11 protein-coding genes are annotated in these 16201 nt (G+C 68.7%); 6 read left to right on the top strand and 5 right to left on the bottom strand.

All coding sequences use genetic code 11. From position 1 onward, the window contains the following. Window positions 1-4 precede the first annotated feature (4 nt). The 4 genes from ppdK to Q4P07_RS08185 all read left to right on the top strand — a co-directional run bounded on the left by ppdK (window position 5) and on the right by Q4P07_RS08185 (window position 5338). Entirely contained in the window at window positions 5-2671 is a 2667-nt protein-coding gene (ppdK, locus tag Q4P07_RS08200; RefSeq protein WP_303374420.1) for a pyruvate, phosphate dikinase, read from the top strand. A 7-nt stretch (window positions 2672-2678) separates the two neighbouring features. Further along, window positions 2679-3479 carry a (2Fe-2S)-binding protein gene (locus Q4P07_RS08195; protein ID WP_303374419.1) on the top strand — a complete coding sequence of 267 codons (801 nt, stop codon included), beginning with the start codon at window positions 2679-2681 and terminating at the stop codon, window positions 3477-3479. A gap of 73 nt (window positions 3480-3552) precedes the next feature. Then, window positions 3553-4761: an amidohydrolase gene (locus tag Q4P07_RS08190; protein WP_303374418.1), complete on the top strand. Its 1209-nt coding sequence runs from the start codon at window positions 3553-3555 to the stop codon at window positions 4759-4761. A 328-nt stretch (window positions 4762-5089) separates the two neighbouring features. Beyond that, window positions 5090-5338 (top strand): WhiB family transcriptional regulator, encoded by a 249-nt coding sequence (locus tag Q4P07_RS08185; protein WP_303374417.1) that lies wholly within the window; start codon window positions 5090-5092, stop codon window positions 5336-5338. Window positions 5339-5403: 65 nt separating this feature from the next. Here Q4P07_RS08185 and Q4P07_RS08180 read toward each other — a convergent pair whose 3' ends face one another. Beyond that, complete coding sequence (locus Q4P07_RS08180; RefSeq protein ID WP_303374416.1) at window positions 5404-6912, bottom strand: sensor histidine kinase; 1509 nt, start codon at window positions 6910-6912, stop codon at window positions 5404-5406. Window positions 6913-6956: 44 nt separating this feature from the next. Further along, window positions 6957-11744, bottom strand: a complete 4788-nt coding sequence (locus Q4P07_RS08175; protein ID WP_303374415.1) for an NAD-glutamate dehydrogenase — start codon at window positions 11742-11744, stop codon at window positions 6957-6959. Between the two features lie 113 nt (window positions 11745-11857). Between Q4P07_RS08175 and Q4P07_RS08170 the strand changes: the two genes are divergently transcribed. Next, window positions 11858-12358: a hypothetical protein gene (locus tag Q4P07_RS08170; protein ID WP_303374414.1), complete on the top strand. Its 501-nt coding sequence runs from the start codon at window positions 11858-11860 to the stop codon at window positions 12356-12358. A gap of 27 nt (window positions 12359-12385) precedes the next feature. Continuing rightward, window positions 12386-12898: a DUF2505 domain-containing protein gene (locus Q4P07_RS08165; protein ID WP_303374413.1), complete on the top strand. Its 513-nt coding sequence runs from the start codon at window positions 12386-12388 to the stop codon at window positions 12896-12898. A 27-nt stretch (window positions 12899-12925) separates the two neighbouring features. Here Q4P07_RS08165 and pruA read toward each other — a convergent pair whose 3' ends face one another. The 3 genes from pruA to Q4P07_RS08150 form a co-directional block, all read right to left on the bottom strand. Continuing rightward, window positions 12926-14554, bottom strand: coding sequence for an L-glutamate gamma-semialdehyde dehydrogenase (gene pruA / locus Q4P07_RS08160; RefSeq protein WP_303374412.1), 1629 nt, complete (start codon window positions 14552-14554; stop codon window positions 12926-12928). A 114-nt stretch (window positions 14555-14668) separates the two neighbouring features. Next, complete coding sequence (locus Q4P07_RS08155; protein ID WP_303374411.1) at window positions 14669-15136, bottom strand: hypothetical protein; 468 nt, start codon at window positions 15134-15136, stop codon at window positions 14669-14671. A 101-nt stretch (window positions 15137-15237) separates the two neighbouring features. Next, on the bottom strand, window positions 15238-16201 hold a 964-nt coding region (locus Q4P07_RS08150), incomplete at its 5' end, for a CpaE family protein (RefSeq protein ID WP_368660264.1).

Here is a 16201-nt window from a genome sequence, read left to right as displayed (position 1 = left end):
CGAGATGACCGGGAACACCGCAGCCAGATACCTCTACGACATGTCCGAGGGCAACGCCTCGTTGAAGTCACTCATCGGCGGCAAGGGGGCGGGCCTGGCAGAGATGAAGAGCATGGGGATCCCGGTGCCGGACGGCTTCACCGTCACCACGGCGGCGTGCGTGGACACCATGAATGCGGCCGGCGCCTGGCCGGAGGGGCTGTGGGACGACATCCAGGACTCCCTGGCGCGGCTGGAGGAGCGCACCGGCCGCACCTTGGGCGGCAAGGACAAGCCGCTGCTGGTCTCGGTCCGCTCCGGCGCCGTGACCTCCATGCCCGGCATGATGGACACGATCCTCAACCTGGGCGTCGGAGACGACACGGTCGAGTCGCTGGGGGCGGAGTCCGACAACCCGCGGTTCGCCTGGGACTCCTACCGTCGGTTCCTGGCGATGTATGGCGAAGTTGTCGAAGGGGTGCCTCCGCACGTCTACGAGGACGAGCTCACCTCGCTCAAAGCGCGCCGCGGGGTCCAGCAGGACACCGACCTCACGGTCGCTGACCTGCAGGAGCTTGTCGAGATCTTCAAACGCGTCTCCCGCCAGGAGCTGGGCCGCGACCTGCCCGGCGACGCGCGCGAGCAGCTCAAGCGCGCGATCGACGCCGTCTTCCTGTCCTGGGACACGCCCCGCGCCCGCGTCTATCGCCGGGCCAACGACATCTCCGATGACCTCGGCACCGCCGTCAACGTCATGCAGATGGTCTTCGGCAACCGTGGCGAGACGTCTGCGACGGGGGTCTGCTTCACCCGCAACCCTTCCACCGGCGCCAAGGAACTCTATGGCGAGTTCCTGCTCAACGCGCAGGGTGAGGACGTCGTCGCGGGCATCCGCACCCCGCGCGCGCTGGCCGAGATGGAGGACGTGCTGCCGCAGGCCTATGGAGACCTGATCAGCACCATGGCAGACCTAGAGGCGTACTACAAGGACATGCAGGACATCGAGTTCACCGTCGAGGACGGCACGCTCTATCTGCTGCAGACCCGCAACGGCAAACGCACCGCTGCCGCGGCGCTGAAGGTGGCACGCGACCTCGTGGAGGAGGGCGTGCTGCGCCGCGAGGAAGCGCTCCAGCGCATCCAGGCCCGCCAGCTCGACCAGCTCTTGCACCCCGCGATCGACCCCGAGCACGGCAAGACCGCCATCACCAAGGGCTTGCCGGCCTCCCCCGGCGCGGCCGTCGGAGGCTTGGTCTTCGACGCTGAGACGGCAGCGACCCGCGGTGTGAACGAGCCGGTCGTGCTGGTGCGCTACGAGACGACCCCCGATGACATCGCGGGCGTGATCGTGGCTCAGGGCGTCCTGACTGCCCACGGTGGCATGACCTCACACGCAGCAGTGGTGGCCAGGGGCATGGGCAAGCCCTGCGTGGCCGGCGCCCAGGCCATCCGGATCAACACCGGCGACAAGACCCTCACGGTCGGCGACCGGGTCTTCCATGAGGGCGACCTGATCACCCTCGACGGGTCTACCGGCGACGTCTTCGGGGAGGCGCTCACCCTCGTCCCGCCGCAGGTCAACGAGGACTTCGAGGCCATCGTGGGCTGGGCCGACCAGATCCGTCGGCTCGGGGTCCGCGCCAACGCCGACACGGCCGAAGATGCTGCCAAGGCGCGCGAGCTGGGCGCCGAGGGTATTGGGCTGTGCCGCACCGAGCACATGTTCATGGCCGCTGACCGCCTGCCCGCGGTCCGCGAGATGATCCTGGCGGACACCATCGAAGACCGTGCAGAGGCGCTGGAGAAGATCCTGCCGATGCAGCAGGAAGACTTCGAGGGCATCTTCACCGCGATGAAGGGTCTGCCCGTGACCGTCCGACTGCTCGACCCACCGCTGCACGAGTTCCTTCCTGACCTGGTCGAGCAGTCGCTGCTGGTGCAGCGCCTCCAGCTCACCGGGGGCGACGCCGACGAGCTCGACCGGGCCCGCACCCTACTTTCTTCCGTCAAGCGCCTGCACGAGCAAAACCCGATGCTCGGCACCCGCGGCTGCCGACTGGGCATGCTCTATCCGGAGATCCCCGAGATGCAGGCACGAGCCGTCGTCCGGGCCGCCCTGGCGGTCCGCGAGCGGGAGGGAGAGACCGCCACCGTGGAGATCATGATCCCGCTGGTGGCCTTCGCCTCTGAGCTCAAGGCGCAGCGGGAGGTGGTCGAGCGCGCGATCACCGAGGAGCTCACGTCCGCGGGTGAAGAGCTCGAGGTCCACGTCGGCACCATGATCGAGTTGCCCCGCGCAGCGATCGTCGCCGACCAGATCGCCGAGTACGCCGACTTCTTCTCCTTCGGCACCAACGACCTGACCCAGACGGGCATCGGGATCAGCCGGGACGACGCCGAGGGCGGCTTCTTGTCGGCCTACGTGAGCGAGGACGTCATCCCAGCCAACCCGTTCGAGTCCATCGACCGCGACGGCATCGGTGGCCTCGTCCAGATCGGGACCGACCGCGGCCGGTCCGTGAAGCCGGACCTCAAGGTCGGCGTCTGCGGTGAGCATGGTGGCGACCCGGCGTCGATCCACCTGTTCCACACGCTGGGCCTCGACTATGTCTCCTGCTCACCCTTCCGGGTGCCCATCGCGCGCTTCGCCGCTGCGCGCGCGGTGCTCGACTCCGCCAGCTCCGACGACTGAGCGGCCCGTGACCGGTCCGTCCGCCGTCGAGGGCGTGCAGGTCCTGTCTGACCTGCAGGCCCTCGGAGGATTCTCCGCGCTGGTCGCTGCTCCAGAGTCGGGCGCGCTGCCCTGGGCACAGGTGCTGGCCGACGACGCCTTGACCACCCGCTTTGCGAGCGTGCGCGCCGCGTTGGCGGCCAGCACGGGGATGGCGATCGTCGATGTCGACCCCCGCGTCGCTGTCTCCGCGACTCAGGTCGGGCTTGCCTCCCGCCTCTGGTCTCCGGCGCTGGCGGCTGCGGTGCTGCACGGCTGGGTGCCAGACCTGTCCCCTGACGCGCTGGTCGCGAGCCCCGAGCACGGCGGCGCAGTTCCCCTGGGTGTCCGCGACCCGGAGGCGGGGTATGCCGTGTCGAGCCTGTCCGAGGCCGCCCAGGTGATCGGGGACCTGGTCGTCGACGGCAGCCTCGCAACCCTGAACGAGGCCTGCTCCAGGGTCGGCCAGACCGCCGACCGGGTCCTGATCAGCAACGCTGCGTCTTCGCTGGTCGGCGCGGCCCGCGTGCTCGCGCAGCAGCATCCGGGACGCGCGGCCGCGGCCTGGGCCCTGGCACGGGAGCTGCTGGGCCATCCACGGCTGGCGCAGGGCGGATCGGTCCGCGCACCTGACGGTCTGCCCGCCGGGATCGGCGGCGTCATGGCTGATCCTCACGAGCTCTTCGTCCGCTCCGGCTGTTGCCTGTTCTACCGGCTCCCCGAGCACGGCCTATGTCCCGACTGCGTCCTCGCCCTCCGTGCTCCCGAGCAGGTCACGCCCGGCCACTGATCATCCGCACCCACTGAGGCCACCAGCGACGGACCGCGTAGGCACGTCCAGCCGGACTGCTTAAGGTGGACCCATGCCAACCCACACGCCCATTGCCCTTGTCGGTGCCCGCGTCGTCCCGATCGACGGCGATCCCTTCGACGACGGAGTCGTCCTCCTGCGCGACGGTCGCATCGAAGCCGTCGGACCGGCCAGTGGCATCTCGGTCCCCGGTGATGCAGAGGTCGTGGACGCCGCCGGCGGCTGGGTGCTGCCCGGACTGATCGACGCGCACGTCCACCTGGGCGTCTGGGAGGAGGGCGAAGGGTGGGCCGGCCAGGACACCAACGAGATGACCGACCCCGTCATGGCTGCGGCCCGCGCGATCGACGCGATCAACCCCCGCGAGCAGGGCTTCGACGACGCGCTCATGGGAGGGATCACCACCGTCAACGTCAACCCCGGCTCAGGCAACCCCATCGGCGGACAGGCAGTCGCCCTCAAGACCTACGGCCGGTATGTCGATGAGATGGTGCTGCGCAGCCCTTCCGGGGTGAAGTCGGCCCTGGGTGAGAATCCCAAGCGCGTCTACGGCGACCAGAAAAAGACGCCCTCGACCCGGCTCGGCGTCGCACTCGTCCTCCGCCGCGCGTTCGCCGCAGCCCGCAGCTACCAGGCCAAGGTGGCAGCGGCCGGTGACGACAAGCCGGTCGACACCGACCTGGTCAGCGAGATCCTGGTCAAGGTGCTGGACCGGGAGATCCCGTGGCGGCAGCACTGCCACCGCGCTGACGACATCGCGACCGCGCTGCGGCTGGCGGACGAGTTCGGCTATCAACTCGTGCTGGACCACGGCACCGAGAGCTACCTGATGGCCGACCTGCTCGCCGAGAAGGGCGTGCCGGTCCTCTACGGGCCGCTCATCGTCAGCCGGTCGAAGGTCGAGGTGCGCGCTCGTTCGCTCAAGGCGCCGGGCATCCTGGACCGCGCGGGGGTCCAGGTCTCGATCATCACCGACCATCCGGTCGTGCCGATCGAGTACCTCATCACCCAGGTCGCCCTCGCGGTGCGAGAGGGGATGGACAGGGAGGCTGCGCTGCGTGCCGTCACGATCAACCCCGCCACCGTGCTGGGCGTCGAGGACCGCGTCGGCTCGCTGACGGTCGGCAAGGACGCCGACGTCGTGCTCTGGTCCGGTGACCCGCTCGACCTGACTTCACGTGCCCTGCGCGTGTTCATCGACGGCACCGAGGTATACGCGTATGACACGCAGGCGCAGGCCGGGGTCGTTCTCCCGCGCTGACCACACGGCAGGACAGGGTGGTGGGAAGGATGGGCGCCGATGTGACTGACGCCTCACCCATTTCGGGCGGATGGCTAAGGTCAGACCCTTGTGCGGGCGGGCCCCCCTCTGGGAGGATGGAACACGGCGCGGTTCTAGAGCGTTGGCACAAAGGCGTCACCACCACGGCGTCGGAATAACGAAGAACGTGACCGTTCCCGACGGGCTCACGCGTAGTGATGGTGAACACAGACGTTGTCGTCTCCCTCCAGCGAGGACCCCGGCTTCTCGCGGCTGAGATGACTGATACCCCTGCCCCACAGCAGGTAGATGCAAGGAGCAACGACTGATGGACTGGCGCGATCGCGCAGCCTGCCTCGACGAGGACCCCGAGCTGTTCTTCCCGATCGGAAATACGGGCCCCGCCCTGCAGCAGATCGAGGATGCGAAGGCGGTGTGTCGGACCTGTCCCGTCATTGACGTCTGCTTGAAGTGGGCGCTGGAGACAGGTCAGGACGCTGGTGTCTGGGGCGGACTGTCCGAGGATGAGCGTCGTGCCCTCAAGCGTCGTAAGGCCAGGGCGCGCCGAGCCGGCTGACCCCTCTCCACCGCCGACCCAGGGCAGACCACAGCAGCATCAAGCCAACAGCCGAGACTTCGGCCTCAGTTGGCGTTGGAACGCAGCCGCACGGTGAACCGCACGACGGTCCCGTGCGGCTTCGTCGTCCTCCAGGAGATCTCACCGCGCAGGTCCGAGATCAGCGCCTCGACGATCTGCATCCCCAATCCGGAACGGTCGGGACGCTCCCCCCCGGGTAGGCCCACCCCGTTGTCGATCACCATCACCTCGACCCCGTCCTGGGAAGCAATCTTCAGGCGTCGGGCCGAGACCACCACCCGGGGAGCTACCCGGGTGGCTCCCGCCGCCAGCTCTCGCTCCTCGAACCCATGCTCCACGGCATTGTGGACCAGCTCGGCCAGGATCATCGCCAGGTGCGTGGCGTCTCCGGCCAGCACCGAACCAAAGGTCCCCTGCAGCTCGGTCGCGACGACGGTCGACGTGGCGGCCACCTCGACGGTGGCCTTGAGCACCCGGTTGGCGACCTCGTCGAAGTCCACCTGCTCGGAAAAGCCCTGACTCAGGGTGTCGTGCACGAGGGCGACCGTGGTGAGCCGCCGTCCCGCCTCGGCTAGTGCCTCCTTGGCGGCGGGGTCCTCCAGCCGGCGCGACTGCAGCCGCAGCAGCGCTGCGACCGTCTGCAGGTTGTTCTTCACCCGGTGGTGGATCTCCCGGATCGTGGCGTCCTTGCTGAGCAGCTCGCGTTCGCGACGGCGGATCTCGCTGACGTCCCGAAGCAGGAGAAGGGCGCCCATGCGCACCCCGCCCCGTGTCAGCGGCACCGCGCGTAGGGTGAGGTTGACCCCGCCTGTCTCGATTTCGCTGCCCCACGGAGCTCGACCCGTCAGGACCAGGGGGACGGTCTCATCGACGGTGGTCCCCTCCTGCAGCCGGTCGGTAACGATCTTCGACAGGTCAGCACCGTTGACCTGGTCGGTGTGGCCGAGCCGCCGCAGCGCCGAGACGGCATTCGGACTGGCATAGTCGATGATGCCATCGGCCGTCAGGCGCACCACACCGTCCCCGACCCGCGGGGTGCCACGCCCCACCCCGATCGCGGCCCCATCGATCGGGAAGTCCCCCTCGGCGATCATCCTGAACAGTTGCTGGCTGATCTGCAGATAGTTGACCTCCAGGCCACCCTGCTGACGCATGTTGTGCAGATCGGTATGCCGGATCAGGATCGCGATGGTCCGGCCCTGGCACACCACTGGCACAAACTGCTCACGCACATAGCCGGTCTCATCCGGCGTGATTGACCGGCCGGTGGTGTAGACCTGCCTCAGGTAGGTTTCCCGGCCCGGCTCGGCCGGGCGCCCGATGACATCGTCGTGATAGAAGTTCGGGCCGGTCGAGGGGCGCGCGTGCGCAGCGAGGAACCAGGTCGAGCCCGCCCGGTCACCAGTGGCGTCCAGCTCGATGGGCAGCCACAACGTGAGGTCGGCGAAGGCCAGGTCGGCCACCATCTGCCAGTCCGCGACCAGCCGGTGCAGCCAGTCAGTCGCGGCAGCGGACAGGTTGGTCCTGGTCAGGGTCTCGCGCAGTGACGGCACGTGCGCACTCTAACGCTCGAGCATGGGGTGCCCCACCGGCAGCGTCAGTCGGCAGCTCCCTGACGGACCAGCCCGCGCAACGTCCGAAGTGCGACGGACAGCGGGGCCAGGCCGGGCTCGTCGAGCTCGTTGATGGTGCCGAGCACAGAGGCCGTTCGGTCCAAGGCCGCGCGGTTCTCCTCCATCCACTCTCGGACCCGCGGGACCGCGTCCGAGCCGGAAGTCGTGCGCTCAGCCACGGTGCGGGTGAGTCCCCGCATCACGCCGTAGAGATCGTCGCGCATCGCTCCGCGCGCCAACGAGGACCAGCGATCGTCTCGCGGCAGCTCGGAGACGTGGGTCAGCATCTTGTCCATGCTGAACGCCTCGGACACCGCAAAGTAGACCTCGGCGACCTCCTCGACGTCACGTTCGAGGTGCATCGCCGTCTCCACCACATCCAGCAGCGAGAAGCTGTCCAGGAGCGAGGCATAGCGGTCGGCCAGCTTTGCGGGCACACCACGCTCGATGGCCCAATCCACCCGGTTCTTCCAGCGCTCACGTTCGGACCCTTGGAGCAGCTCGCCGAGCTGGGGCACCAGGGTCTGGACAGGTGCGGCGAATCGTTCGATCTCACGGTCCATGCCACTGCTCAGGGAACGGTTGCTGAGGAACCAGCGTTCGGCCCGGTCGATCAGTCGACGAAACTCTAGGAGCATCTCAGTCTGGGTCGCTGTGTCGACCACGTTGTCCAGCTCCTCGACCGCCTCGACGAAGGTCGGTAGGTCGAAGACGGAACGGACGACGTGGAAGGCGCGGGCGATCTGCATCAGGGTCGCGCCGGTCTCCTCAGCGGCACGGAACGCGAAGCTCACGCCACCGCGGTTGACCATCGCATTGGCGACCTCGTTAACGATGATCTCCTTGCGCAACGGGTGCGCCAGCAGCTGGTCGTGCGCGCGTTCCCGCAACGGTCCGGGGAAGTAGTCCAACAGGGTCTGGGTCAGCGCCGGGTCCTCGGCGAACTCCGAGGAGTTCAGGGCTTCCTTGATCCCCAACTTGGAATACGCGATCAGGACGGCGAACTCGGGACTGGTCATCCCGAGCCCCTCCTGCTCCCGGCGATCCCACTCGGCGTCGTCCGGCAGAAACTCCAGCTGCGGATCCAGCCCAGCGGTCTCCTCCAGGTAGTCGATGAGCCGGCGGTGGACGGGAGCCATCATCTCGCGCTGGGTACGGCCGTTACCGAGCAGGACGTTCTGGTCGTAGTTGTGCCGCAGCACCTTCTCGGCGACCTCCTCTGTCATGGAGTGCAGCAGCGCGTTGCGGTCCTCCAGCGTCATCGAGCCATCCTTGACCAGGGGCGTCAGGGCGATCTTGATGTTGACCTCGTGGTCAGAGCTGTCGACGCCGGCGGAGTTGTCGATGGCGTCCGTGTTGACCTGGACGCCCGTCAGAGCTGCCTCGACGCGGCCGAGCTGGCTCATCCCCAGGTTGCCTCCCTCACCGACGACCCGGGTGCGCAGCTCCAAGCCGTCGACCCGGATCGGATCGTTGCCCCGGTCCCCGATCTGCGCGTTGGTCTCCTCCGAGCCCTTGACGTAGGTCCCGATGCCGCCGTTCCACAGCAGATCCACCGGTGCCCGCAGGATCGCCTTGAGCAGGTCGTTGGGGGGCAGCGAAGTGATGCCTCCCGGCAGGCCCAGCCGTTTGCGGACCGAAGCGCTGACCGGGACGGCCTTAAGGGTGCGGGCATAGATGCCGCCACCCTCGCTGAGCTGGCTCTTGTCGTAGTCTTCCCAGCTGGACCGGGGCAGGGAGAACATCCGCTCCCGCTCGCGGAACGAGCTAGCTGCGTCTGGATCGGGGTCGAGGAAGATGTGCCGGTGGTCGAAGGCGGCCACCAGCCGGATGTGCTCCGAGCGCAGCATGCCGTTGCCGAAGACATCACCACTCATGTCACCCACGCCCACGACCGTGAAGTCCTGCGCCTGGGTGTTGAGGCCGAGCTCGCGGAAGTGCCGTTTGACCGACTCCCACGCGCCCCTGGCGGTAATCCCCATCTCCTTGTGGTCGTAACCCGCGGAGCCGCCGGAGGCGAAGGCGTCGTCGAGCCAGTATCCGTAGGACTGGGCGATGCTGTTGGCCAAATCGGAGAACTTCGCCGTTCCCTTATCGGCGGCGACGACCAGGTAGGTGTCGTCCCCGTCATAGCGGATGACCCTCTCCGGCGCCACGACGCCGTCGATGGTGCGGTTGTCCGTGATGTCGAGCATGCCCTCGATGAAGGTGGTGTAGGCAGCTTCGCCCTCGGCCAACCACGCCTCCCGGTCTGAGGACGGTGGGAGCTGCTTGGCGAAGAAGGCCCCCTTGGAGCCGGTGGGCACGATCACCGCGTTCTTCACCGTCTGCGCCTTGACCAGTCCGAGCACCTCGGTGCGGAAGTCTTCGCGTCGGTCGCTCCATCGCAGCCCGCCTCGCGCCACCGCGCCGAAGCGCAGGTGCGCGCCCTCGACGCGGGGTGCGTAGACCCAGATCTCGAAAGCCGGCCGCGGCTCGGGCAGCATCGGCAGCTCCTGCGGCAGCAACTTGATCGAGACGTAGGGCTTGGGCGCCCCCGACTCGTCCAGCTGGTAGAAGTTGGTGCGCACGGCGGCCTTCACCAGCGCGACGATAGAGCGCAGGATGCGGTCCTGGTCGAGGCTGGCGACCTCGTCGAGCCCAGCCTCGAGCGTGACCGCGAGCTCGTCGGCCGCCCTCTGACGGTCCTGCGTAGAAAGCTGGAGGTCCGGGTCGAAGCGCACGGTGAAATGCTCGACGATCTGGTGCGCAATCGCCGGATTGGCGACCAACGCCTCCTCGATGTGGTGCAGGCCCGGGGACGCGATCTGGCGGGAGTAGCGAGCCAGGGCACGCAGGATCACCACGCGTCGCCAGTCCAGCCCGGCCGTCAGGACGAGCGAGTTGAGGGTGTCGGACTCGGCCGCACCGCTCCATACCGCCGCGAAAGCATCCTCGAAGGCGGCGGCGATCTCCTCCTCGCTGCGCTCGCCCGTGCCGGTCCAGATCTGCTCAGACGCGGCGCGGAGACCGAAGTCGTAGATGTAGCTGGGGGTGCCGTTCGCGCCGGGGTCGAGCTCGTAGGGTCGTTGCACGGTGACCTCGAGCCCAAAGTCAGAGAACACCGGCAGGACGTCGGTCAACGACATTTCCTCGACCCGGTAGATCTTCATCCGACGCTCGGACGCACTGTCGACCGACTCGCTGTGCAGATGCGGCCGAGCGGAAGCGGCCTCGCTGTGGAGGGCCGCGAGGCGGGTGAGGTCAAAGTAGGCCGACTCGCCGTCGAAGTCCTCCTTGTAGGCCTCGGGGAACGCATCGCCATACGCCGCGACCAGGTCACCTGCCTCGGCCAGGTCCCCCACCCCGGCAGTGACCGCATCTGCGAGGCCGTCGTGCCAGGTGCGGGTGGCCGTCGCGATCTCGGTCTGCAGAGCCACCAGGTCGACGGACGGGCGATCACCGTCCCTGGGGAGCCGGAGGACGAAGTGCAGCTGCGCTAGGGGGCCATCGCCGATCCGGGTCGCTTGGTCGGCGAGCGTGCCGTCGAACTTTTCCTCGAGCAGGTGCTGCACGCGCAGGCGGCTCGTGGTGTTGTAGCGGTCGCGCGGCAGGAACACCAGGACGCTGACGAACCGGCCGAACTCGTCAGGTCGCACGTAGGCGTGGGCCGAGGGTCGCTCGAGCAGATGGAGGACGTCGTTAGCGGTGGTCTGCAGATAGTCAACCGGCGCCTGGAAGAGCTCATCACGAGGCAGGCCCTCCAGCACGCTGACGAGGTCCTTGCCCGAGTGGCTGTCCGGCGCGAACCCGCTGGCGGCCAGGATCTCCCTGACCTTGGCACCGACGATCGGGAGGCGTTCGGTCGACTCGTTGTAGGCGCTCTGCGTGAACAACCCCAGGAAACGCTGCTCACCGACCACGTTGCCGTCGGCGTCGAACCTGCGGATCCCGAGGTAGTCCAGCGGCACGGTCCGGTGCACCGTCGCACGAGTGTTGGCTTTGGTCACGGTCAGCAGCCGGGGCTCGCGGGCCGTCACCACCGCCTCGGGCCGCAGGGGGCTCAGCGACGGCTCTGCGTCGGGATCGTCGCGCAGGATGCCCAGCCCGCTGCCGGGGACCGAACGCAGATAGGAGGCGTCCGACTCTTCGACGAGGTCATAGGAGCGGTAGCCCAGGAAGGTGAAGTGGTTGTCATCGAGCCAGCTGAGGAAGTCGATCGTCGGCGCGACAGTCTCGGGGTCGACGGTGCTTGGGGCAGCCAGTTGCAGGTCCGCGATGATCGACCGCGCCCGCTGGCGCATGGCGCCCCAGTCGGCGCAGGCCCGACGGACATCGGCCAGCACACCCGACAGACCGCTGCGCAGATCGTCGCGGTCCTCCTCCTGGGGCAGTCGGTCGACCTCCACGAACATCCACGACTCGATGCGCTGGCCACCCTTCGCCTGCCGCGGCTCCAGGTCGAGGACCTCGCCGGTGGTCTCGTCCACGACGAGCTGAGGGTGCGCGAGCAGGTGAACGTGCAGACCGTGGCGGGCGATCTCGCCGAGCACGGAGTCGACCAGGAAGGGCATGTCGTCGGTGACGACCTGGACCACCGTGTGCCGACCGGACCAGCCGTCGGTCTCCATGCTGGGGTTGAGGACGCGTACCGCCGCAACTCCGGCGGTCCGTTGCGCGGAAAGCTGGGCTATCGAAGCGACTGCTGCGGTCAGTTGGTCCGGGTCACGCCCTGAGGTCTGTTCAGTGGCGTGGTGGAAGAATCGGTCGATCAGCGTCGCGGGGGACCCCATCGCAGCAAAGCTCCTCGGTTGTGGCGTGACGCACGCCATCGTGCGCAGCTTTGAGCCTACTCGCCTGGGGATGGACCAGAGGGTGCACCCTCGATCCCACCTAGAGTGATCACATGCCTGATCCTCGGGGGTATGCGGCGAGCGCGCCAGGCACGAGCGCGTCTGCCCCGCCCGCAGCCGCTGTGCGGCGGGCGGCGGCGCTGGCAGCGGTGGACGACCTCCAGGGCGAGTCCGCCGACCTTGGCTGGCCGGAGGCGAGCTCGCTCGGCGATGCCCTGGTCGACTCACTCTCCCACCTGCTCGTCGACCTCGCCTCCGGCGCGGCGTCGCCCTCGGCCCGGCCGACGGTCGTCGGGGCAATCGGGGGCCTGCCCAGATCGCTGGACCATGCCTCGTGCCGCGCCTGTGCCGGGTCGCTGCGCCGGGCTGCCTCCGTCTTCACGCAGCACTCGGTGGCCTGGGCAGCGCCAGCTGGCCAGGTCGCTCTCGACCTGGCGGACCTGCTGGACCACGCCGCCGACCTCGAGCGCGCCGGGCGGTTGACCCTCGGCCACAAGGGCGTGGTCCTGCGCAAGCTGCAGTCTCTGGGCCGACGGCTCCGCGAGCTCGGCTGAGGGGCCGACACCCAGTAGGTTTGGGTCATGAGGATCACCGAGACCGTTGAGCACGCCGCCGACCCGCGACGGGTCTTCACCATGTTGTGCGATCCGGCTTATCAGGAGATGCGGCGCGAGCGCTCCGGCGCGCTCGACCAGACCGTCGACGTCGAGGTAGACGCCACCTCCGGCGACACCGTCGTGACGACGCAGCGCCACCTGCCATCAGACCAGCTGCCCGACTTCGCGCGGGCCCTGACCGGCCCGCAGCTGCTCGTGGTCGAGACGGTGCGATGGGGTGCTGCGGACGCCGACGGTGAGCGCGAGGGCGCCATGTCGATCGATCTGCCCGGCACCCCGGTCCACTTCCTTGGCGGGATCTACCTACGCAGGTCCGCAGGGTCGGCCGGGCAGCACACCGACCACGTCGTGGAGGGCGACCTGGAGGCCAATATCCCGATCCTGGGCAAAAAGATCGAGGCCGCCATCGCCCCGCAGATCCGCGAGACGGTCCGGATGGAGCAGCAGATAGCGCAGGAGTGGCTCGCGAGCCACTGACGAGCCGCCCCCACCAGCGACTTCGGCTCAGCCCATGTGCGGGTAACGGTGGTCCGTCGCGGGGACGAAGGTCTCCTTGATCACGCGGGTGTTGATCCACCGCTGCAGGTTGGCCGCCGAGCCCGCCTTGTCGTTGGTGCCCGAGGACCGGGCGCCACCGAACGGCTGCTGCCCGACGACCGCGCCGGTCGGCTTGTCGTTGATATAGAAGTTGCCAGCAGCGAAGCGGAGTCGTTCGCTGGCTTCCGCGATGGCCGCGCGGTCCTGCGCGATGATGGCGCCGGTCAGCGCATAGGGCGCCACCGACTCCATCTGGTCGAGCATGCTGCTCCACTGGCCGTCCGGGTAGACGTAGACCGTCAGGATGGGGCCGAAGTACTCCGTCGTGACCATCTCGTGAGCGGGGTCGTCGACCACCGCGATCGTCGGCCGCACGAACCAGCCCTCGGAGTCGTCATAGGTCCCGCCGGCGATGATCTCGACGGCGTCGTCCTTGTGGGCCGCGTCGATGACCAACTTGTGTTTGGCGAACGCCTTGGCATCGATGACCGCGCCCATGAAGTTGGACAGGTCGCGCACATCCCCGACGGTCAGGCTCTCGGTGACCTGCACGAGGTCGTCCTTGAGGTCCTTCCACAGCGAGGCCGGGACATAGGCGCGCGAGGCGGCGGAGCACTTCTGGCCCTGGTACTCGAACGAGCCGCGCACGAGCGCCGTCCGCAGCACGTCCACGTCAGCGCTGGGGTGGGCGACGATGAAGTCCTTGCCGCCGGTCTCGCCCACGATCCGCGGGTAGGACCGGTAGCGGGACAGGTTGGCACCGATCTCGTGCCAGAACATGTTGAAGACCGCGGTCGAGCCGGTGAAGTGGATGCCGGCGAGCTCGTGGCTGGCCAGCACGACGTCAGAGATCTCCGGCCCCACGCCGGTCACCATATTGATCACGCCGTCCGGCAGGCCCGCTGCCATCAGCAGCTCCATCGTGATGCTCGCCGCACGCTGCTGTGTGGGTGCCGGCTTCCAGACCACGGTGTTGCCCATCAGCGCCGGTGCGGTGGGGAGGTTGCCGCCGATCGCGGTGAAGTTGAACGGCGTCACGGCATACACGAAGCCCTCGAGGGGCCGCTGGTCGATGCGGTTCCAGGTGCCGGCGCTATTGCGGATCGGCTGCTCCGCGAGGAGCTGGCGCGCATAGAAGACGTTGAAGCGCCAGAAGTCGGCCAGCTCGCAGGCGGCATCGATCTCGGACTGGTAGGCGGTCTTGGACTGGCCGAGCATCGTGGCGGCGTTCATCCGCGCTCGCCACGGACCGCTGAGCAGGTCGGCAGCCTTGAGCACGATCGAGGCACGGTCCTCAAACGACAGCGCGCGCCAGCCCGAGCTGGCGGCGACCGTGGCGTCGATCGCGGCCTGCGCGTCCTTGGCGGTGCCATCGCGCAGGGTGCCCAGCACCTCCTGATGCGCATGCGGCTGGACGACGTCGATCGGGGCACCAGCGCCCTGCACGGGCTGGCCGCCGATGATGTGCGGGAGATCGACGGGGGTGGAGGCCATCGTGGCCAGCGTCACCTCGAGCTCGGACCGTTCAGGGCTTCCCGGCGCATAGGAGAGCGCCGGCTCGTTCTGGGGCGTGGGCACGTCGACGATGGCGTCCATGTGGTCTCCGTTGATCGTGGTGAAGTGTTGTTCACCAGGGTAGGTCGTCAGGCTGGGGGGCTCGCGGCTGGCCCTCGGGCCTCATGGCCAGGGCCCAGGTGGTTCGTCGGTTGATCAGGCCTTCGCCGGGGGGCTCGACGCCTGCGCGAGCTCGACGACGTGGTCCAGTTCGGTGGTGTCATACCAGGACAGCTCGATGGCAGACCCCACCTGGACCGTCCCCGCCTCGAGCACCCCCGCCTGCCCGGCGACGACATCGTCGCCCAGGTGCAGCGAGGCCACCCTGGGCAGGTCCAGGTCGCCGATGTGCACACTTGCCGAGACGGCCTTGTCGTCCCTGGTGACGTCAGCCTTGGCGAGGTCGATCGCGGCGATCAGGATCGGCTGGCCCGCCTCGGCCTGCCCACGCGCCGCCTGCTGCAGCGCGGCGTACTCCCATTCATCCTCGACGCCGGCTGGGTTCGCGGCGCGGACTGCTTCGGTCACCGCGAAGGCGTCCAGCGGACCACGCAGATGCCGGTCCCGGCTCAACGCCTCCAGCTGCCGCACGCTCAGCGGCAGGTAGCAACGGACTGTGGCCATGTCTTCTCCTGTGGTTGCCGATCTGGCGGTGCAATGAACACCCTCATCGTTCCAGACCGGTGTCCAGGTGTCAGCACCTGGCCCGACGTCCCAGCGCGGGACTAGGTGGTGGCGCGGCGGAACAGCCCGCGGCCACGCGCACGTGCCCCTCGCCGCTCGAGCGGCGCGGATTCTTCTCCGGCCACCGTTTCGGCGAGGGCCGCGATAGCGAGGCGGGCCGGGCTCTTCGGTCGTGACTCGGCCAACGCCTGCCCGTGCAGGAGCGCAGCGTCCAGGCTCTCCTGGTCCTCGGGGATCAGCTCTATGCGCCGCACCCCGGCGAACCTATCCAGCGCTTCGGCGATCCGGCGCCCGGGATCGCGACCGACGGACCCGGCCCGCACCCGCGTGACCACGACGGTGCGCGGCGACGAGGAGCGCTGTGCGAGCAGATCGAGCCCTCGCACCAGACGCTGCAGGCCGACCGGGTCGCCGGCGCCGACCACGACCACCTTGTCCGCAGCGTCCAGCGCGGTCAGTGCTGCGCCGTTACGCCGCGGCGCCAGCGTGTCGAAGGACAGTTCCTCGTCCTGCTCGAGGTTGGCGGCGACGTCGACCACGGTCCACCGCGCCAGCTCGCGGCAGGTCTCCAGCACGTCGGCCAGCGCTGGATCGCGCAGCTCGGGCCACCGGTCGGCGCGCGGGAGGCCGGTGAGCACCCGCATTCCCGGGCGGGCTTCGGGGGCCAGGTCGGCCAGCGTGGACCGATCGAGGCTGCCCTGGTCCGCGAGCCGCGCAGCCGCCGCGATGCCGGGCACCTCGTCCAGAATCGCCAGGTGTTGACCGACGCTGGCGCCGTAGGTGTCGGCATCGACGAGAACGACCGGGGTCAGCGGATTGCCAAGCTCCGCGGCGAGGTTGACCGCAACGGTGGTCCGGCCGGGACTTCCACCCGGCCCCCAGACGACGATCACCTCGCCTCTGCGCTGCTCGCCGTGCTCGCTGCCTTCGCGCTCGTCGCGCTCATACTCGCCGCCCTTGTGCACGGCGCCTTCGTGCTCGCCGCGCTCATACCCGCCGCCCGTG

Source organism: Ornithinimicrobium sp., assembly GCF_030537745.1.
GTDB lineage: Bacteria > Actinomycetota > Actinomycetes > Actinomycetales > Dermatophilaceae > Ornithinicoccus.
Note: the sequence above shows the minus strand (reverse complement) of the source record. Positions and strands in the feature narration are given on the sequence as shown.

What these genes read in the sequence shown, in the direction of transcription:
- ppdK (WP_303374420.1), top strand. Translation starts at nt 5, where the DNA reads ATGACCGGGAACACCGCAGCCAGATACCTCTACGACATGTCCGAGGGC.
- Q4P07_RS08190 (WP_303374418.1), top strand. Translation starts at nt 3,553, where the DNA reads ATGCCAACCCACACGCCCATTGCCCTTGTCGGTGCCCGCGTCGTCCCG.
- Q4P07_RS08185 (WP_303374417.1), top strand. Translation starts at nt 5,090, where the DNA reads ATGGACTGGCGCGATCGCGCAGCCTGCCTCGACGAGGACCCCGAGCTG.
- Q4P07_RS08175 (WP_303374415.1), bottom strand. Translation starts at nt 11,744, where the DNA reads ATGGGGTCCCCCGCGACGCTGATCGACCGATTCTTCCACCACGCCACT.
- Q4P07_RS08170 (WP_303374414.1), top strand. Translation starts at nt 11,858, where the DNA reads ATGCCTGATCCTCGGGGGTATGCGGCGAGCGCGCCAGGCACGAGCGCG.
- Q4P07_RS08165 (WP_303374413.1), top strand. Translation starts at nt 12,386, where the DNA reads ATGAGGATCACCGAGACCGTTGAGCACGCCGCCGACCCGCGACGGGTC.
- pruA (WP_303374412.1), bottom strand. Translation starts at nt 14,554, where the DNA reads ATGGACGCCATCGTCGACGTGCCCACGCCCCAGAACGAGCCGGCGCTC.
- Q4P07_RS08155 (WP_303374411.1), bottom strand. Translation starts at nt 15,136, where the DNA reads ATGGCCACAGTCCGTTGCTACCTGCCGCTGAGCGTGCGGCAGCTGGAG.